The 19,941-nt window shown below is 41.6% G+C and carries 11 protein-coding genes, 2 tRNA genes and 3 rRNA genes; 10 read left to right on the top strand and 6 right to left on the bottom strand.

Annotated elements, in window-relative coordinates; all coding sequences use genetic code 11:
* Positions 1–8 precede the first annotated feature (8 nt).
* The 6 genes from BTA34_RS03580 (at position 9) to emrB (ending at position 7,059) form a co-directional block, all read left to right on the top strand.
* The gene (locus BTA34_RS03580) at positions 9–1,340 is read left to right on the top strand and encodes a phosphatase PAP2/dual specificity phosphatase family protein (RefSeq protein WP_151434526.1); all 1,332 of its coding nucleotides are present in this window, start codon (positions 9–11) and stop codon (positions 1,338–1,340) included.
* Positions 1,341–1,350: 10 nt separating this feature from the next.
* The gene (locus BTA34_RS18265; RefSeq protein ID WP_265576170.1) at positions 1,351–1,752 is read left to right on the top strand and encodes a hypothetical protein; all 402 of its coding nucleotides are present in this window, start codon (positions 1,351–1,353) and stop codon (positions 1,750–1,752) included.
* Between the two features lie 173 nt (positions 1,753–1,925).
* The gene (locus BTA34_RS03570; RefSeq protein WP_151436724.1) at positions 1,926–3,134 is read left to right on the top strand and encodes an MFS transporter; all 1,209 of its coding nucleotides are present in this window, start codon (positions 1,926–1,928) and stop codon (positions 3,132–3,134) included.
* A gap of 491 nt (positions 3,135–3,625) precedes the next feature.
* Positions 3,626–4,159 carry a transcriptional repressor MprA gene (gene mprA, locus BTA34_RS03565; protein WP_151434525.1) on the top strand — a complete coding sequence of 178 codons (534 nt, stop codon included), beginning with the start codon at positions 3,626–3,628 and terminating at the stop codon, positions 4,157–4,159.
* Between the two features lie 188 nt (positions 4,160–4,347).
* Positions 4,348–5,526, top strand: a complete 1,179-nt coding sequence (gene emrA, locus BTA34_RS03560) for a multidrug efflux MFS transporter periplasmic adaptor subunit EmrA (protein ID WP_151434524.1) — start codon at positions 4,348–4,350, stop codon at positions 5,524–5,526.
* 15 nt (positions 5,527–5,541) lie between these two features.
* Positions 5,542–7,059, top strand: coding sequence for a multidrug efflux MFS transporter permease subunit EmrB (emrB, locus tag BTA34_RS03555; protein WP_151434523.1), 1,518 nt, complete (start codon positions 5,542–5,544; stop codon positions 7,057–7,059).
* An 88-nt stretch (positions 7,060–7,147) separates the two neighbouring features.
* Here emrB and BTA34_RS03550 read toward each other — a convergent pair whose 3' ends face one another.
* The gene (locus tag BTA34_RS03550) at positions 7,148–8,311 is read right to left on the bottom strand and encodes a tRNA/rRNA methyltransferase (RefSeq protein ID WP_151434522.1); all 1,164 of its coding nucleotides are present in this window, start codon (positions 8,309–8,311) and stop codon (positions 7,148–7,150) included.
* Between the two features lie 231 nt (positions 8,312–8,542).
* Between BTA34_RS03550 and BTA34_RS03545 the strand changes: the two genes are divergently transcribed.
* From BTA34_RS03545 to BTA34_RS03530, 4 genes are all read left to right on the top strand, one after another.
* A complete protein-coding gene (locus BTA34_RS03545; protein ID WP_151434521.1) occupies positions 8,543–9,244 on the top strand; it encodes a tRNA-uridine aminocarboxypropyltransferase in 702 nt (233 codons plus the stop codon).
* 28 nt (positions 9,245–9,272) lie between these two features.
* Positions 9,273–11,942, top strand: a complete 2,670-nt coding sequence (locus BTA34_RS03540) for a bifunctional acetate--CoA ligase family protein/GNAT family N-acetyltransferase (RefSeq protein WP_151434520.1) — start codon at positions 9,273–9,275, stop codon at positions 11,940–11,942.
* Positions 11,943–12,120: 178 nt separating this feature from the next.
* Positions 12,121–13,479 (top strand): CDP-diacylglycerol--serine O-phosphatidyltransferase, encoded by a 1,359-nt coding sequence (gene pssA, locus BTA34_RS03535; RefSeq protein ID WP_151436723.1) that lies wholly within the window; start codon positions 12,121–12,123, stop codon positions 13,477–13,479.
* Between the two features lie 128 nt (positions 13,480–13,607).
* Positions 13,608–13,955: a YfiM family lipoprotein gene (locus tag BTA34_RS03530; protein ID WP_151434519.1), complete on the top strand. Its 348-nt coding sequence runs from the start codon at positions 13,608–13,610 to the stop codon at positions 13,953–13,955.
* Between the two features lie 89 nt (positions 13,956–14,044).
* Here the strand turns inward: BTA34_RS03530 and rrf are convergent.
* The 5 genes from rrf to BTA34_RS03505 form a co-directional block, all read right to left on the bottom strand.
* A 5S ribosomal RNA gene (gene rrf, locus BTA34_RS03525) occupies positions 14,045–14,160 on the bottom strand.
* A gap of 114 nt (positions 14,161–14,274) precedes the next feature.
* Positions 14,275–17,177 (bottom strand): 23S ribosomal RNA (locus BTA34_RS03520).
* 316 nt (positions 17,178–17,493) lie between these two features.
* Positions 17,494–17,569, bottom strand: a tRNA-Ala gene (locus BTA34_RS03515).
* A gap of 160 nt (positions 17,570–17,729) precedes the next feature.
* Positions 17,730–17,806, bottom strand: a tRNA-Ile gene (locus BTA34_RS03510).
* A gap of 71 nt (positions 17,807–17,877) precedes the next feature.
* Positions 17,878–19,420, bottom strand: a 16S ribosomal RNA gene (locus BTA34_RS03505).
* Together the 16S, 23S and 5S rRNA genes with 2 tRNA genes alongside form the textbook arrangement of a ribosomal RNA operon.
* Positions 19,421–19,941 lie beyond the last annotated feature (521 nt).

Below are 19,941 nucleotides of genomic sequence, written 5' to 3'. Positions count from 1 at the left end.
ATTTTAGTATGGGTGGCGACCAACACACTCAAATAACATCATCGAGAAAAAGTATCTGGCTTGCTGGTATTGTATGGCTGTTATTTCTTGCCCCATTTTTCTATTTAACTTATATGCAAGTTAACACTTACACTGCCACTTTATCTGATGTTCCTTCTTTTGTTTATTCTTGGGAAAAAGCGATCCCCTTTTTACCTTGGACAATCATTCCTTATTGGAGTGTGAATATTGCCTATGGTATTTCACTGATTATTTGTACAACATTGAGAGAGCAATTTGTACATGGACTACGTTTAATTGTCGCCTCTCTTATTGCTTGCGCTGGTTTTTTATTATTTCCTTTAAAATTTAGTTTTATTCGCCCAACAACAGAAGGATTTTCTGGTTGGTTATTTACCCAATTAGAAGGTTTCGATTTACCTTATAACCAAGCGCCTTCTTTGCACATTATCTTATTGTGGATACTTTGGTTACGTTTTCGCGCACATACGCCTAAATCATGGCAATGGTTTTTAAATTTATGGTCATTGCTTATTGCTGTTTCTGTACTGACAACGTGGCAACACCACTTTATTGATATTATTACGGGCTTTGGTGTTGGCGTATTTATTTGTTATTTATTACCAATAAACTCTCGTTGGAAATGGCATTTTACTGGCAGCAAACGCAGTTTACGTATTGGTAAAAACTATGCATTATCAGCAATGGTGTTCTACCTGTTATCTTTTGGTTTACAAGGTTTCTTTTGGATTTTTCTCTGGCCTGCAATCACATTAACTTTTGTGACTTTAGGTTATTTAGGCGCTGGCGCTTCTATTTTTCAAAAAAATGCTCAGGGTGAAATCCCCCTTTCTGCACAGATAATCCTATTACCTTATCGCTTTTTTGCTTGGTGTACTTATCGCTATTATTTAACTCGTTGCCAAACACCCAGTTTAATTGCTGAAGGTATTTTATTAGGTGGACGCCCACTTTATAAATTAAAAGCAAATGCCGTTTTTGATTTAACCTGTGAATGGCCAAGAAATAAATTTAGCCAAAATCAGCTTTATTTAGCCCAACCTCAAATCGATTTACTACCATTATCTCCTGATGATATCAGCAAAGCCATGTTGTCTATGGAACGACTTAGCCAAGTTGGTACTGTTTATATTCATTGCAAATTAGGCTATTCACGCAGTGCAACCATTGCGGTTGCATGGCTAGTTTACAATGGCACAGTAGATACTTTGGAAGATGCAATAAAACAAGTGTATCAAACACGCCCTCAAGTCATTTTAAATTCAGAAACACAAGAGGCACTACAAACTTGGTATTCACGTTTCCAACAAAATAGATAACGAGGTAACTATGCTGACAACAAAAACGAGCGGTAAAGTCATTGTGTCTTTAACTCAAAGTTGGCGCTATTTGCTGCTATTATCACTGTTACCTTATATAAGCACATGGCCTGTGTTTAGCCTTCATTTTCACAATAAATTGGCTTTCTTTGTTGCTTCTGTTTTATTTTTATTTACGCAATATCACCTTTTTCGTTTATGGCTTGATAGCCATTTTTTTCAAGCTCTTTATCGTTATCAAGACGATGTAAGCTTTGATAAAAGTCTCTCTACATTATTTCCTAAACGTCCCCAAAAACAGACTATGGAAGCCCGCTGGTTAGGGACTAAACGTCTATTTTCTTTTGCCGTGATTGGCGTTTCAATTCAATGGATATGGTGTTTGGCTATGCTTTTTTTTTACGCTTTTTAGTTATTAACTAGCAAAAGCTGCTGTTTATTAATCATATAAAACAATATGTTATAAGAATAAAATCTAAGGGTTTATATCAAATTAATTGAACATCTCTATCACCGTAATGCTTTCCTTAAAAAAATGACTCATGTTACTATCATTTACCTTACAAATGATTTGTTATGAGTATTATGGAACACACCGCACCACAAACATCGCTAAGCAAAGGTCTTATTTTACTTATGGCGGTTGCCACAGGTATGGTTGTTGCCAGTAACTACTACGCACAACCTCTACTTGATTCAATCGCAAACTATTTCCACATATCGGCTACTTTGGCGGGATTTATTGTCACCACCGCGCAATTAAGTTATGCCGTAGGGCTAATGTTGTTAGTGCCTCTTGGCGATATTTTTGAACGTCGCTCACTCATTATTACCATGACATTAATTTCAGCGAGTGGTCTATTAATTACCGCTATGGCGCCTAATATTTGGGTGATGTTAATCGGAACTGCGCTCTCAGGTATGTTCGCCGTTGTGGCTCAAATCCTTATTCCTTTTGCTGCAACACTTGCCGCACCACACCAAAGAGGAAAGGCCGTCGGAACTATTATGAGTGGTCTGTTACTCGGGATCTTACTGGCAAGAACCGCATCTGGATTAATGGCATCATTTACCAATTGGCAGGGTATTTTCTGGGTAGCGAGTATTTTTCTGGCGATTTTGGCTATCACTTTATGGCGCTGTTTGCCCACTTATAAAAGTAAAACCGACTTAAATTATTTCCAATTACTCGGTTCTATTTTCAAATTATTTGCAACAACACCCGTATTAAGAACTCGTTCATTAGTTGGTGCGCTTATTTTTGCTCACTTTGGTTTATTGTGGACCTCAATGGCCTTTTTATTGGCTTCTGATCCTTTTAATTACTCGGATGCTGTGATTGGTTTATTTGGACTTGTAGGTGCTGCTGGTGCATTAATGGCGGGTAAAGCGGGTGTATTAGTTGATAAAGGAAAAGGCAAGAAAACCACCACGGTGGGATTAATTCTTCTCTTTCTTTCTTGGGGCTTTATCATTATTGCACCTTATTATCACTGGGTTGGGCTAATCAGCTTTATCATTGGCGTTGTCCTACTAGACTTAGCTGTTCAGGGGGTTCATGTCACCAATCAGAGCACCATATATCGCATTTTACCTGATGCTAGAAACCGCCTGACTGCCGCCTATATGACAAGCTATTTTATTGGTGGTGCATTAGGATCTTTACTATCAGGCTATGCTTATCATCAATATGGATGGACCGGTGTTTCTATCGCAGGATTAGTCATTGGTGTTATCGGTCTTATTGTTTGGTTTTTAGGTTATAAAAATGATCCAATAATTCATGCCGAGTAATTTTTAGACCCAAGGATGGGTTATATTATTTCTTCCACTCCACGCTAATCAGAATAAAATGTGAATGTTTTAACAGCGTGATTACTATTAATGTATATCATCATCCCATTCTTTATTAAGAAAATTATATCAATCTCCCCAATAAAGCACCGCATGAATAGTTTCATTTCGATACTATCTACATAACAACTATTGGTAGTGATAATAAATTTATTACGTGTTTTATCGTAAAAAATGATCCCTTTTTTCGCAAATAGACTACTATTCATTGTCAGATAAGTGATAAATTGATTTTATTAACTTATTGCAAAGAGATAAGTACCTATCTTTTTTTTGTGTTATCATTCAGAAAATTTATGAATCAGGTAACATAATCAAAAAAACATAGTGACTATAAATAATAAAAATTGCTAAATTGTGTGTTTAATATACCATTTAACATGTTGATAACAGAATTATCCTAATTTTCGAAACTAACAAGGTGTCTAAAAATGGAAAGCTCATTTACGCCAACAGAAGAATTACTAAACACTCGCGCTACACAACAGAAATCGCTTAACAAAGATATTCCTTATCAAGAAATATTGTTAACCCGCCTTTCTATGCATGTTCAAAGCAAACTTCTTGAAAGTCGTAATAATATGTTGAAGTCTCAGGGTATTAACGAGACATTATTTATGGCACTAATGATTTTAGATACGACAGAAAATCGTAGTATTCAACCATCAGAATTAAGTGCAGCTTTAGGCTCTTCAAGAACCAATGCAACGCGTATTGCTGATGAACTTGAAAAGCAAGGTTGGATTGAACGTCGTGAAAGTCATAATGACCGCCGTTGTTTACATCTCCATTTAACTGATGCCGGTGAAGAGTTTTTAAATAGCTTATTACCACCGCAACATCAGTGTTTAAAACAAATCTGGTCTGTATTAGATCAATCTGAACAAAGACAGCTTGAAACACTAATGCGTAAGTTATTATTACAATTAGATACTTTGGCTGAAAACGGTTGTGAGAAGAAGTAACATAATAAATAGTTTTATTGATCTAATCCTATTTACGCCATAAATCGGCAAACATACTTGCCCATTAGCATTTATAATTTACCTTCACACTAATAATTATTCTAAGATTGACTTTATAATTATGTTTCCAGTTTTAATACTGGAAACATAGCTAATGATGTTTTTCTGGTTTTATGGAGATCTTCTAAATGAGTGTTAATGAGGAAAATACCCCCCCTCAGGCTCCCATTCGCAATAAAAAACGAACTCGCCGAAATGTTCTACTGTTACTAACTACTCTATTTATTGTTGCTGGCGTAGCTTATACAGCTTATTGGTTTATGGTGTTAAGACATCATGAAACCACGGATAATGCGTATGTCACTGGCAATCAAATCATGGTGATGCCACAGATTTCTGGTTCTGTTACCACCGTTTATGTGGATAATACCGATTTTGTAAAAGCGGGTGAACCCTTAGTTTTATTAGATTCAAGTGATGAAAAACTGGCATTAGAAAAAGCAAAAACAGCATTAGCTAATAGTGTTCGCCAAATGCATCAGCAAATCATCAATGGCCGCCAATTAAAAGCAAACATCGTTTTACGCGAAACAGAGCTGACTAAATTACAAAATGACCTTCGTCGCCGTGAAGTTTTAGGCGAGCGCAATGTTATTGGTAAAGAAGAACTTCAACACGCCAGAGAAGCGGTTTCTACTGCAAGAGCGGCTTTAGAAGTTGCAAGAGAGCAATATAATGCTAATCAGGCAATTATCTTAAACACACCAATTGCAAAACAACCCTCTGTTTTACAAGCATCGACTGATGTTCGTAATGCATGGCTTGCCTTAGAACGGACTAAAATTCTAAGCCCTACAGATGGCTATGTTTCGCGTCGTAGCGTCCAAGTTGGCGCACAAGTCTCGCCGGGTAAACCGTTAATGGCCGTTGTTCCTGTAACGGGTATGTGGATTGATGCCAATTTTAAAGAAACCCAGCTCGCCAATATGCGTATTGGTCAACCGGCAAAGATCACAACTGACTTTTACGGCAAAAAAGTCATTTATCACGGCACTGTATTAGGTTTAGATATGGGAACAGGCAGTGCTTTCTCATTATTACCTGCGCAAAATGCCAGTGGTAACTGGATAAAAGTTGTTCAACGCTTACCGGTTCGTATTTCATTAGATGAAAAGGAATTAGCGGAAAAACCACTGCGTATTGGTCTTTCTTCTGAAGTGACTGTCGATACGATTAACCTTGATGGAAAAGTGTTATCACACAGCGAACGCCAAGCACCTGCTTACCATACTGATGCTTTAACAATTGATATGTCAGAGATTAATAAACTGATCAATGAAATCATTGAACAAAATGCAGGACAATAAAGGCGAGGTGTAAAGGTGATAAAAGAGCCATTACAAGGAGGAAGACTTGCCTTAATGACCATCGCCCTTGCGTTGGCAACCTTTATGCAAGTTCTCGATTCTACAATCGCTAACGTAGCCATTCCAACTATTGCAGGAAACTTAGGTGCCTCTAACTCACAGGGGACCTGGGTTATTACCTCTTTTGGTGTGGCGAATGCTATTTCTATCCCAATTACAGGTTGGTTAGCAAAACGTATTGGTGAAGTTCGACTCTTTATGTGGTCAACAGCACTTTTTGCGTTAACTTCTTGGCTTTGTGGTATTTCGCAAAGTCTTGAAATGCTTATTTTCTTTCGTGTGCTTCAAGGTTTAGTCGCAGGGCCGCTTATTCCTTTATCTCAAAGTTTGTTATTGAATAACTATCCACCAGCAAAACGAAACATGGCACTTGCACTATGGTCAGTGACTATTGTTGTTGCTCCGATTTTAGGGCCTATCTTAGGTGGCTACATCAGCGATAACTATCATTGGGGATGGATATTCTTTATCAACGTTCCATTTGGTGTATTGATTATTATGTGTATATCAAACACCTTAGCTGGACGCGAAACAAAAACTGAAATTAAGCCAATAGATACCATTGGCCTTGTTTTACTCGTCGTGGGTATAGGTGCTTTGCAAATCATGCTCGATCAGGGTAAAGAGCTAGATTGGTTTAATTCGACAGAAATCATAGTCCTCACCATTGTGGCAGTGGTTGCACTGAGCTTCTTAATTGTTTGGGAGTTAACAGACGATCATCCAGTGATAGACCTTTCACTCTTTAAGAGTCGAAACTTTACCATTGGTTGCGTCACGCTCAGCCTCGCCTATATGATCTATTTTGGTACTATTGTTTTACTGCCACTGCTTTTACAAGAAGTCTTTGGCTATACAGCAACATGGGCTGGATTAGCATCAGCATCAGTCGGTTTATTGCCGTTAATTATCACACCGATTATAGGTAAGTTTGGTGGTAAAGTGGATTTACGCTATATCATTAGCTTTAGCTTTATTATGTTTTCTGTGTGTTTTTATTGGCGAGCTTATACCTTTGAACCGGGAATGGACTTTGCCACTGTGGCATGGCCTCAATTTTGGCAAGGTTTAGCCGTTGCATGTTTCTTTATGCCATTAACGACAATGACATTATCTGGGTTACCACCAGAAAAAATGGCATCGGCGTCAAGTCTTTCGAACTTCCTAAGAACATTGGCAGGGGCAATTGGCGCATCGTTAACCACAACAATTTGGACACAAAGAGAATCACTTCACCATGAAACCTTTGTAGAAAAAATTAATCCACTTGATCCTGATTCGCAAATGGCGTACCAACAAATGAATGATCTCGGTCTTTCAAATGAACAAGCGTCAGCGTATTTAGCTAAGACTATTACAGAACAGGGATTAATTATTTCAGCCAATGAGATTTTTTGGTTAGCGGCAGGTATTTTCCTTATCATGATGATCGTGGTTTGGTTTGCTAAACCGCCATTCTCACCAGGAAAATAATGCTATTAGTATAGATCTTATAAATAAAAACCCCGCTTAAAAATGATAATGATTTAAGCGGGGTTTTTTATACTATTCTTTAAAGCAATTAGCCTTGGTGCTGACGCCACCATTCTGCTAATAACACACCAGAAGCCACTGAGACGTTTAAGCTTTCAACGTGTCCAGTACCGCCGATGTAAATGCTCATATCACCTTGATTTAATGTGCTTTCACTTAAGCCATCTTTCTCTTGACCTAAGATAAGTACCATTTTCGCTGGTAATTGTGCTTTTGATAAAGGCACACTGCCTTTATGGCTTGATGTTGCCACCAGCGTATAACCCGCTTTTTTAAATTTATCTAAAGTTTGAGCAAAGTTATCAGCATCAATACCTTGGATATATTCAGCACCACCTTCTGCGGTACGAACAGCAGCACCAGATTCTAATACAGCAGAATCAGGAGAGATAACCCCTTTCACACCAAAGTGCGCACAGCTACGCATAATTGCACCGACGTTATGTGGATTTCCCACATCTTCAAGTGCTAAAACGCAATCATGTTCAGGCGCATTTTTTAAATAGGTTTCTGCATCATGACCAACACGTTTTTTAATTAAGAAGCATACGCCACCATGGTGATCGGTACGAGCGGCTTTAACCATCTCTTCTTCTTCAACAACGTGATAGGCTTTACGATTTGCAGCCATCCATTTTAGTGCATCACGAAAACGTGGCGTCACATCTTGTAAAAACCAAGCGCGAACAATGGCATCAGGACGGTTTTTAAACATAGCCTGACATGCATTTTCACCATAAATGCGCGTTTCTTCTAAACGTTGACGACGCAACTGTTCAGGATCGATTTGGCTCTTACCAGTAATGCCATCGTGCTCTTTAATTGCCTCTTCGCCAACAGGGCGAGAAACTGTTTTCCATGGAGAAAAACTTCCGCCTTCGCTATCGCGAGAAGGTTTTGATTCATTACGTGATGCGCCACGCCCTGAAGGCTTACCTGCACCGCGGTCATCACGACGAGAAAATTTGTTATCACCACGTCTGTTATCGCGATTTTTATCGTCGCGGTTATCACCACGTCTATTATCACGATTTTTGTCGTCACGGTTATCACCGCGTTTGTTATCACGGTTATCACCACGACCATTTTCAGGACGGCGGGATGGTTTTTTAGGTTTATTATCGGCATTGTCCTCACTACGGACATACATCACTTTTACTTTGCCGTTTTTACCTTCATAAGAATCGTTCATTTGTCTCTCCAACTGCAATAGGGGCGCAGATTACATGATAGTTTAGCAACTGTCACCGAGAGAATCACGCACAGGAATCGATAAACTAATCAGGATCAATTGATAATTAACTTCATCTCATACTTAATCAATATATCAGTATGATTTTTATGATAAAAACACACAGAATAGTTTGTTTGTTTTGAACATGATAATATTCGATTCTTTTTTATAAGTATTGGTCAATCTGTTATGCATGACAATGCAGTCTCTCGACTTCGTCAATATCGACTTTCGATTTCAACTCGCCCGTTTAAAGCGCGAGGTTTTCGTACAAAACGTTGCACTTTTTGCTTATTACCTGAAAAACAATGTCTTTGTGACACGATTGTCAATCAACCAGCCAAAAGCCAATTTTGTTTATTGATGTATGATACTGAAGTGATGAAACCAAGTAATACGGGGAAATTAATTGCCGATGTATTACCAGACACGCAGGCCTTTTTATGGTCTCGAACCACTCCAGAACAGGCTTTACTTGATTTAATCAATACACCAGATAGACAAGCTTATGTTGTATTCCCTGAAAGCTATGCATCAAGTGAGCGTGTTGTATACAACCAACTCCCTGTAAATAGCAAACCACCTTTGTTTATCCTCCTTGATGGCACTTGGAGCGAAGCACGCAAAATGTTTCGCAAAAGCCCTTATCTCAATGCATTGCCCCTATTTTCTTTAAATGAGGCAAGTAAATGTGAGTACATACTTCGCCAAGCAGCAAGAGAAGACCAACATTGTACAGCAGAAGTTGCGGCTTCTATTTTAGAGAATGTTGGTGATATTCAAGCCTCACAACAACTTTTTTCTCATTTTAGTTACTTTCGTCAACAATATTTACTTGGAAAACCAGACCGGAGTCAGGCAAAAGAAGAGCAAATCAGCTACATTGAATAGCAGTTGATAATGAAACTCTGGAGTGGATATGAGCCAACGAGGTCTTGAAGCACTATTACGCCCTAAATCGATTGCTGTGATCGGTGCCTCTGAAAAATTAGGTCGAGCAGGAACCACCATGATGAAAAATTTGCTCAGTGGTGGATTTAATGGCCCAGTGTTTCCGATTAATCCCTCTCGTGGCTCTGTCTCTGGTGTTTTCACTTATCCTTCTATTGATAAATTACCTCAAGTTCCTGATCTCGCAATTATTTGTACACATCATCGCCGCAACCTTGAGCTACTAAAACAATTAGGTGGATCAGGTTGCAAAGCCGTGATTGTACTTTCTGCACAACCGGAACAATTCCAGCCAATAAAATTACTTTGTCAGCAATATCATATCCGTTTACTTGGCCCCAATAGTTTAGGGCTTTTAGCACCGTGGCAAGGATTAAATGCTAGCTTTTCCCCTCTTCCAGTTAAAAAAGGAAAATTAGCTTTTATTTCGCAATCAGCAGCTGTCGCCAACACAATTTTAGATTGGGCTTATTATCGTAATATCGGTTTTTCCTACTTTATTGCGTTAGGTGATAATCAAGATATCCAAGTCGATGATTTATTGGATTTTTTAGCAAGAGACAGCAAAACTAGTGCTATTTTATTGCATCTTGAACATATAAAAGACGCACGACGTTTTATGTCAGCATCTCGTAGTGCTTCGCGCAACAAACCGATTCTGGTGATAAAAAGTGGTCGTACTCAAAAAGCTCAACTGTTATTGGGCGATACACCGAGTTATGACGTGGCTTATGATGCCGCTTTTCAACGTGCGGGTTTATTGCGAGTACAAGATACTCATGAAATGTTTTCTGCGGTTGAAACACTTAGCTATATGACGCCTTTAAAAGGTGAAAGATTAATGATTATGAGCAATGGCTCTGCACCTGCTGCGATGGCAGTTGATGAGCTATTTTTGCATTCAGGCAAGCTCGCACAACTTACAGATGAAACAAAACAAAAGCTACAAAGTGTTATTCAAGAAGAAAATGCCATTCGTAATCCGCTAAATTTAGGTGATGATACAACGGTTGATCGTTATATTTTGGCATTAAATTGTTTGTTAGATAGCCATGATCACGATGCTTTACTCCTTATTCACACACCGAGTGCTATTGCTCCTAGCATTGAAACTGCACAACGAGTCATAGAAGCCATCAATAAACACCCTCGACGTAAATGGCTTACCGTATTTACTAACTGGGGCGGAGAGTATTCTTCTCAGCAATCACGCAAATTATTTAGCGAAGCCGGAATTCCAACCTATCGAACACCTGAAGGTGCTGTTACCGCATTTATGCATATGGTGGAATATCGTCGAAATCAGAAACAATTAAAAGAAACGCCAGCATTGCCTTTAGATATCAAAATGAATACGCAACAAGCACATCATTGTATTGAAGAGGCATTAAAAAATAAGCAATATCGATTAGACACACACCAAGTTCAACCAATTATGGAAGCATATGGCTTTAATACTCTTCCTACTTGGATTGCCCATAATGCTCAAGAAGCTGTCAATATTGCTGAAAAGATTGGTTATCCTGTTGCACTAAAATTGCGTTCTCCTGATATTCCTCATAAGTCCGAAGTACAAGGCGTTATGCTTTATCTGCGAGACAGCACAGAAGTATCATCAGCGGCCCATGCGATTATAGAGCGCGTTACAAAACTCTACCCTCAAGCACAAATTCAGGGTTTATTAGTGCAAAGTATGGCAAATAGAGCTGGCTCTCAAGAGCTACGCGTCGCAATAGAGCAAGATCCTATTTTTGGCCCATTAATTGTATTAGGTGAAGGAGGAGTTGAGTGGCAAATAGAAACTAAAGCGGCAGTTGCTTTACCACCTCTTAACATGGCGCTTGCCCGTTATCTAGTTATTAATGCCATAAAAAGCGGGAAGATACAGCCTAGAAGCGCTTTGCAGCCTCTAAATATATTAAGTCTAAGCCATTTTTTAGTGCAGGTTTCTCACTTACTTTTAGATTGCCCACAAATCGTCAGATTAGATATTCACCCTCTATTAGTTTCTGGTAACGATTTTACATTACTTGATGTCGCAATGGAGTTAGCGCCACTACAAGGTGATCCTCATCAGAGACTCTCTATTCGTCCTTATCCCAATGAGCTAGAAGAAACCTTCTTTCTAAGAGATAACAATCCTTGCTTTATCCGGCCGATATTGCCGGAAGATGAGCCACTACTGAAAACGTTTATAAACCAAGTCACAAAAGAAGATCTTTATTATCGCTATTTTAGTGAGATCAGTGAGTTTACGCATGACGATCTCGCTAATATGACACAAATTGACTACGATCGAGAAATGGCTTTTGTTGCCATCCGTGATCCCGAAGAACGACCTGAAATCATTGGTGTTGCCCGTGCAATGGCAGATCCTGATAATCAGCATGCAGAATTTGCTATTCTTGTGCGCTCTGATTTAAAAGGAAATACTTTAGGTCATCAACTTATGACTAAACTTATCAACTATACTAGAGAGCATGGCATCAAACGTTTAACCGCGATAACAATGCCTGAAAATCGCAACATGATAAGTTTAGCGAAAAAACTGGGATTTTCTGTTGAAGTGCAATTTGATGAAGGAATAGTCAATCTTGATTTACAGCTTGGATCATCAAAAGATAGCCCAATGCTATAATCATAAGAGAAAGTTTCTTTATGTGATTGTTCACGCATCCTTTGATAAATTAGCTATATATGATGATTTTATGCGTACATCCCATATAACTAATGTTATGATCAGAAGATCGGTTAAAGAAAATCTACATGGACGATGGCTCCATCTGCCATCATAAACAAGAGAATTAAGCACTGTGATGTTGTCTAAACTAAAACTTGCTAAGCATCAACAACACCTTGCACAACTGCCTAAATTAGCTCAGTCAGTTGCTGATGTTGAAACGCTTTATCAGACGTCCGCGTTTCGCAGCACCTTATTGAAATACATTGCTCAAGCCAAAAAAGAGATCTTTATTACAGCTCTTTACCTAGAGCACGATGAGGCTGGTGAAGAGATCCTTGATGCGCTTTACAGCGCAAAACAACAACGTCCTGAATTATCCATTACCGTTATTGTTGACTGGCACCGTGCTCAACGTGGGCGTATTGGTGTCTCTACTGATGCAACGAATGCAGATTGGTACTACCATGTTGCACAACAACACCCTGATATCGAGATCCCTATTTACGGCATTCCCGTAAACACTCGTGAAGCATTAGGTGTATTACACCTTAAAGGCTTTATCTTTGATGATACGGTTATCTATAGTGGCGCAAGTATTAATAATGTTTACTTGCACAAGCTGGATAAATATCGTTATGACAGATATCACATTATCCAAAATAGCGAATTAGCCTCCACAATGAAGCAATTTATTGTGACTGATCTTTTACAATCAGAAGCAATTCAACGATTGGATATCAAAGATAGAGTTCGTTGTGCCGAAATTAAAAACTGTATTCGTCAATTTCGTTTCAATTTACGCACTCGTGATGGCTATGATATTAAAGCCAATGCTTCTAACAACGAGCTGGCAGTAACACCTTTAATGGGTTTAGGTAAGAAAAATCTTTTAAATAAGACAATTTCTCACCTTATGGCTTCTACTGAAGAAAAGCTTGTTATTTGTACACCTTATTTTAATTTACCAGCGATCCTTGTTCGTCAAATCAGTCATTTATTAAGAAATGGCAAACAAGTCGAAATTATTATTGGTGATAAAACAGCAAATGACTTTTATATTCCACCGGAAGAGCCATTTAAAATAATTGGTGCGTTACCTTATCTTTATGAAATAAATTTGCGTAAATTTACCCAACGTTTTCAACGCTTTATTGATAATGAGCAATTAACAATAAGACTTTGGAAAGACAGTGATAATACCTATCACCTAAAAGGCATTTGGGTTGATGATAGCTGGCAATTAATTACTGGTAATAATCTTAATCCGCGTGCATGGGGATTAGATTTAGAAAATGCCATATTAATTCATGATCCTAAACATGAATTACATGAGCAACGACACAATGAGTTAGCGTATATTCGCCAACATACTATTGTCGTAAAACATTACCAAGATCTAGAAAGTATTAAGCTTTATCCTCTGAAAGTGAAAAAATTGATCAAACGATTACGACGTATTCGTGTTGATAGATTAATTAGTCGTATACTTTAAACGCTAGCGCTTTCCGTATTAAAGCCTTACTTAATATCAGTAAGGCTTTTTTGTATCAACAATCCTCTTCTATACTCTATATATCTTATTTAAGAATATTAACTTTCAGTGAGAAGGCTTTTATTTTTATGAAACTCAAGCTTATAGGTGGCTTTCCAATTATTGTATTCTCAATAATGACTTTAACAGGGTGCCAATCTTTTCATTTTGCTAATGATAATTGGCAAGGCAAAGATAAAGCTCAACACTTTTTATTTTCTATGGCAGCATCTGCGGGGGCAAACGCTTATGCAGATCATCAAAATTATGGTCATAGAGAAGGTTTGTTAATTGGGCTATCATTTTCGATTAGTTTAGGTGCAGCAAAAGAGCTTTACGATAGTAGACCCGAAGGAACAGGTTGGAGTTGGCATGATTTTGCTTACGATGTTGCAGGGGCGGCAGCGGGTTCGTTGCTTTATCAGCAATTAAAATAATGTTTTATTCCTCAAAAATAAAATAGAAACATAAAACCCCAAACGCAAAAAAGCCAACCCATTGGGTTGGCTTTCTCGTCTTATTTAATGCCTGGCAGTTCCCTACTCTCACATGGGGAGACCCCACACTACCATCGGCGCTACAACGTTTCACTTCTGAGTTCGGCATGGATTCAGGTGGGTCCGCTGCGCTATGGCCGCCAAGCAAATTCGGTTTTATTACCCGTTACTTCCTTTCAGTCGTAACCAGCAATTTCAATCTTAAACAAGCCTACTTCATCTACTCTTCGTCTCTCAGACAAAACACCTTCGGTGTTGTCAGGTTAAGCCTCACGGTTCATTAGTACTGGTTAGCTCAACGTATCGCTACGCTTACACACCCAGCCTATCAACGTCTTAGTCTTAAACGTTCCTTTAGGTCACTCTAGGTGACAGGGAAGACTCATCTCGAGGCAAGTTTCCCGCTTAGATGCTTTCAGCGGTTATCTCTTCCGCACTTAGCTACCGGGCAATGCCATTGGCATGACAACCCGAACACCAGTGGTGCGTTCACTCCGGTCCTCTCGTACTAGGAGCAACCCCTCTCAATCTTCCAACGCCCACGGCAGATAGGGACCGAACTGTCTCACGACGTTCTAAACCCAGCTCGCGTACCACTTTAAATGGCGAACAGCCATACCCTTGGGACCTACTTCAGCCCCAGGATGTGATGAGCCGACATCGAGGTGCCAAACACCGCCGTCGATATGAACTCTTGGGCGGTATCAGCCTGTTATCCCCGGAGTACCTTTTATCCGTTGAGCGATGGCCCTTCCATTCAGAACCACCGGATCACTAAGACCTACTTTCGTACCTGCTCGAGCCGTCACTCTCACAGTCAAGCTGGCTTATGCCTTTGCACTAACCGCATGATGTCCGACCATGCTTAGCCAACCTTCGTGCTCCTCCGTTACTCTTTAGGAGGAGACCGCCCCAGTCAAACTACCCACCAGACACGGTCCCCGATCCAGATTATGGACCTAGGTTAGAACATCAAACGTTAAAGGGTGGTATTTCAAGGTTGACTCCATGCAGACTGGCGTCCACACTTCAAAGTCTCCCACCTATCCTACACATCAAGGCTCAATGTTCAGTGTCAAGCTATAGTAAAGGTTCACGGGGTCTTTCCGTCTTGCCGCGGGTACACTGCATCTTCACAGCGAGTTCAATTTCACTGAGTCTCGGGTGGAGACAGCCTGGCCATCATTACGCCATTCGTGCAGGTCGGAACTTACCCGACAAGGAATTTCGCTACCTTAGGACCGTTATAGTTACGGCCGCCGTTTACTGGGGCTTCGATCAAGAGCTTCTCCCTAAGGATAACCCCATCAATTAACCTTCCAGCACCGGGCAGGCGTCACACCGTATACGTCCACTTTCGTGTTTGCACAGTGCTGTGTTTTTAATAAACAGTTGCAGCCAGCTGGTATCTTCGACTGGCTTCGGCTCTGTCCGCGAGGGACTTCACTTACCGCCAGCGTGCCTTCTCCCGAAGTTACGGCACCATTTTGCCTAGTTCCTTCACCCGAGTTCTCTCAAGCGCCTGAGTATTCTCTACCTGACCACCTGTGTCGGTTTGGGGTACGATTGTTGGTAACCTGAAGCTTAGAGGCTTTTCCTGGAAGCAGGGCATCAATTGCTTCACCACCTTAGTGGCTCGTCATCACACCTCAGCATTAAGTGACCGGATTTGCCTAATCACTCTGCCTACATGCTTGAACCGGGACGACCGTCGCCCGGACAACCTAGCCTTCTCCGTTCCCCCATCGCAGTTACCACCAGTACGGGAATATTAACCCGTTTCCCATCGACTACGCTTTTCAGCCTCGCCTTAGGGGTCGACTCACCCTGCCCCGATTAACGTTGGACAGGAACCCTTGGTCTTCCGGCGTGCGGGTTTTTCACCCGCATTATCGTTACTTATGTCAGCATTCGCACTTCTGATACCTCCAGCATACCTCACAGTACACCTTCGCAGGCTTACAGAACGCTCCCCTACCCAACAACACATAGTGTCGCTGCCGCAGCTTCGGTGCATGGTTTAGCCCCGTTACATCTTCCGCGCGGGCCGACTCGACCAGTGAGCTATTACGCTTTCTTTAAATGATGGCTGCTTCTAAGCCAACATCCTGGCTGTCTGAGCCTTCCCACTTCGTTTCCCACTTAACCATGACTTTGGGACCTTAGCTGGCGGTCTGGGTTGTTTCCCTCTTCACGACGGACGTTAGCACCCGCCGTGTGTCTCCCGTGATAACATTCTTCGGTATTCGCAGTTTGCATCGAGTTGGTAAGTCGGGATGACCCCCTAGTCGAAACAGTGCTCTACCCCCGAAGATGAGTTCACGAGGCGCTACCTAAATAGCTTTCGGGGAGAACCAGCTATCTCCCGGTTTGATTGGCCTTTCACCCCCATCCACAAGTCATCCGCTAATTTTTCAACATTAGTCGGTTCGGTCCTCCAGTTAGTGTTACCCAACCTTCAACCTGCCCATGGATAGATCACCGGGTTTCGGGTCTATACCCTGCAACTCATTCGCCCAGTTAAGACTCGGTTTCCCTACGGCTCCCCTATACGGTTAACCTTGCTACAGAATATAAGTCGCTGACCCATTATACAAAAGGTACGCAGTCACCTCACGAAGAGGCTCCTACTGCTTGTACGTACACGGTTTCAGGTTCTTTTTCACTCCCCTCGCCGGGGTTCTTTTCGCCTTTCCCTCACGGTACTGGTTCACTATCGGTCAATCAGGAGTATTTAGCCTTGGAGGATGGTCCCCCCATATTCAGACAGGATAACACGTGTCCCGCCCTACTCGTCGAGTTCACAATAACAGCATCTTCAGATACGGGGCTATCACCCTTTACTGCCGGACTTTCCAGACCGTTCTCCTGATGCTGCTGTTGATTAAGACTCTGGGCTGTTCCCCGTTCGCTCGCCGCTACTAGGGGAATCTCGGTTGATTTCTTTTCCTCGGGGTACTGAGATGTTTCAGTTCTCCCGGTTCGCTTCATTAACCTATGTATTCAGTTAATGATAATATCCATTGGATATTGGGTTTCCCCATTCGGAAATCGTCGGGTATAACGGTTCATATCACCTTACCGACGCTTATCGCAGATTAGCACGTCCTTCATCGCCTCTGATTGCCTAGGCATCCACCGTGTACGCTTATTCGCTTAACCTCACAACCCGAAAGTGTCTTCTAAAACGGATTGCTACGCTTCATGATTTCTGTGTTGGGCAGTGCTCGCAATGCTCACATACTAATGTATGCTGCGCTTGCTGTGCGCTGTCCGCCTTGAAATCATTTGGCTCGCATATCCTTCTTCTGAAGATTACATTCAGATTTGAGATTTTGAGAGACTCATCAATATACCTCGGTGATATATTGATTTGTTTTCAATTTTTCAGCTTGTTCCAGATTGTTAAAGAGCAAAATAATTCGCAGTATACTATTGCTAATATACTCTGAATTATTATTTTTTATTCAAGAGATTATGGTGGAGCTAAGCGGGATCGAACCGCTGACCTCCTGCGTGCAAGGCAGGCGCTCTCCCAGCTGAGCTATAGCCCCATAATGCATTCTTAATACCGTTTTTTGTTACTCAGCATTCTCTCTTATCGGAAAATTTCCTTTAATTAAGAAGGGAGCTAATCGTAGTGAGACAAGGCGTGGAGTAACGAAGTTTACTTTAAGTAAACGAGTTGCTTCATAACGCAGTATTAATACGATTTGGTAGGCCTGAGTGGACTTGAACCACCGACCTCACCCTTATCAGGGGTGCGCTCTAACCACCTGAGCTACAAGCCTATACCGGTATTTCTGCTCGTTCTTCATCAGACAATCTGTGTGAGCACTTCACATAACACGTATCTCTTAGGTAAGGAGGTGATCCAACCGCAGGTTCCCCTACGGTTACCTTGTTACGACTTCACCCCAGTCATGAATCACAAAGTGGTAAGCGCCCTCCCGAAGGTTAAGCTACCTACTTCTTTTGCAACCCACTCCCATGGTGTGACGGGCGGTGTGTACAAGGCCCGGGAACGTATTCACCGTAGCATTCTGATCTACGATTACTAGCGATTCCGACTTCATGGAGTCGAGTTGCAGACTCCAATCCGGACTACGACAGACTTTATGAGTTCCGCTTGCTCTCGCGAGGTCGCTTCTCTTTGTATCTGCCATTGTAGCACGTGTGTAGCCCTACTCGTAAGGGCCATGATGACTTGACGTCATCCCCACCTTCCTCCGGTTTATCACCGGCAGTCTCCTTTGAGTTCCCGCCATCACGCGCTGGCAACAAAGGATAAGGGTTGCGCTCGTTGCGGGACTTAACCCAACATTTCACAACACGAGCTGACGACAGCCATGCAGCACCTGTCTCAGAGTTCCCGAAGGCACTCCTCTATCTCTAAAGGATTCTCTGGATGTCAAGAGTAGGTAAGGTTCTTCGCGTTGCATCGAATTAAACCACATGCTCCACCGCTTGTGCGGGCCCCCGTCAATTCATTTGAGTTTTAACCTTGCGGCCGTACTCCCCAGGCGGTCGATTTAACGCGTTAGCTCCAGAAGCCACGGTTCAAGACCACAACCTCTAAATCGACATCGTTTACAGCGTGGACTACCAGGGTATCTAATCCTGTTTGCTCCCCACGCTTTCGCACCTGAGCGTCAGTCTTTGTCCAGGGGGCCGCCTTCGCCACCGGTATTCCTCCACATCTCTACGCATTTCACCGCTACACGTGGAATTCTACCCCCCTCTACAAGACTCTAGCCAACCAGTTTCAGATGCAATTCCCAAGTTAAGCTCGGGGCTTTCACATCTGACTTAATTGACCGCCTGCGTGCGCTTTACGCCCAGTAATTCCGATTAACGCTTGCACCCTCCGTATTACCGCGGCTGCTGGCACGGAGTTAGCCGGTGCTTCTTCTGCGGGTAACGTCAATTGATAAAGGTATTAACTTTATCACCTTCCTCCCCGCTGAAAGTACTTTACAACCCTAAGGCCTTCTTCATACACGCGGCATGGCTGCATCAGGCTTGCGCCCATTGTGCAATATTCCCCACTGCTGCCTCCCGTAGGAGTCTGGGCCGTGTCTCAGTCCCAGTGTGGCTGATCATCCTCTCAGACCAGCTAGAGATCGTCGCCTAGGTGAGCCATTACCTCACCTACTAGCTAATCCCATATGGGTTCATCCGATAGCGCAAGGTCCGAAGAGCCCCTGCTTTGGTCCGTAGACGTCATGCGGTATTAGCTACCGTTTCCAGTAGTTATCCCCCTCTATCGGGCAGATCCCCATACATTACTCACCCGTCCGCCGCTCGTCAGCAAGAAAGCAAGCTTTCTCCTGTTACCGCTCGACTTGCATGTGTTAGGCCTGCCGCCAGCGTTCAATCTGAGCCATGATCAAACTCTTCAATTAAAAGTGTTTGATGCTCAAAGAAATCGAAAACTTAGCTATTCATAAATGAATTTACTTTTGTTGTTCACTCTTCAAGACTTGATACATCTAATATTTTAGAAGATATCGTCTCTGCGAGTGCCCACACAGATTGTCTGATAATTTGTTAAAGAGCAGTGCAACTTTCGCTGCCGTTTCCGGTCTTCTGCGTTGTTGCGAGGAGGCGTATATTACGTTATTCCTCTGAAGAGTCAAGAGTTTTTTCAAACTTTTTTTCTTTTCTCTTCGTTCTCTCGGCTAACTCACTTAGCGTGGTTTGCCGTGACAACGAGGGCGCATTATAGGGAGTTTTCTGAATGTGACAAGTATTATTTTAAAAAAAACTTCCAACAGCGCATTTAATAATCAAACTAGCTTTTTCGGTGTAAATAATAGACCATTTCTGTATAAAAAAGTTTCAAATATAAAAAACGTTATTTGTTGTTCCTCTTAATTCAGCCCAACTAAAACACAAACCATAAAAAAAGAGGCTTATATAAGCC

Origin of the sequence: Proteus sp. CD3 (assembly GCF_008808075.1) — a bacterium.
GTDB lineage: Bacteria > Pseudomonadota > Gammaproteobacteria > Enterobacterales > Enterobacteriaceae > Proteus > Proteus appendicitidis.
The sequence above is the reverse complement of the archived record's forward strand: the minus strand, read 5'-3'. Positions and strand labels throughout refer to the sequence as shown.

Excerpts from the sequence above, each read along its gene's own strand:
- BTA34_RS03580 (WP_151434526.1), top strand. The coding sequence starts at position 9 with ATGGGTGGCGACCAACACACTCAAATAACATCATCGAGAAAAAGTATC.
- BTA34_RS18265 (WP_265576170.1), top strand. The coding sequence starts at position 1,351 with ATGCTGACAACAAAAACGAGCGGTAAAGTCATTGTGTCTTTAACTCAA.
- BTA34_RS03570 (WP_151436724.1), top strand. The coding sequence starts at position 1,926 with ATGGAACACACCGCACCACAAACATCGCTAAGCAAAGGTCTTATTTTA.
- mprA (WP_151434525.1), top strand. The coding sequence starts at position 3,626 with ATGGAAAGCTCATTTACGCCAACAGAAGAATTACTAAACACTCGCGCT.
- emrA (WP_151434524.1), top strand. The coding sequence starts at position 4,348 with ATGAGTGTTAATGAGGAAAATACCCCCCCTCAGGCTCCCATTCGCAAT.
- BTA34_RS03550 (WP_151434522.1), bottom strand. The coding sequence starts at position 8,311 with ATGAACGATTCTTATGAAGGTAAAAACGGCAAAGTAAAAGTGATGTAT.
- BTA34_RS03545 (WP_151434521.1), top strand. The coding sequence starts at position 8,543 with ATGCATGACAATGCAGTCTCTCGACTTCGTCAATATCGACTTTCGATT.
- BTA34_RS03540 (WP_151434520.1), top strand. The coding sequence starts at position 9,273 with ATGAGCCAACGAGGTCTTGAAGCACTATTACGCCCTAAATCGATTGCT.
- pssA (WP_151436723.1), top strand. The coding sequence starts at position 12,121 with ATGTTGTCTAAACTAAAACTTGCTAAGCATCAACAACACCTTGCACAA.
- BTA34_RS03530 (WP_151434519.1), top strand. The coding sequence starts at position 13,608 with ATGAAACTCAAGCTTATAGGTGGCTTTCCAATTATTGTATTCTCAATA.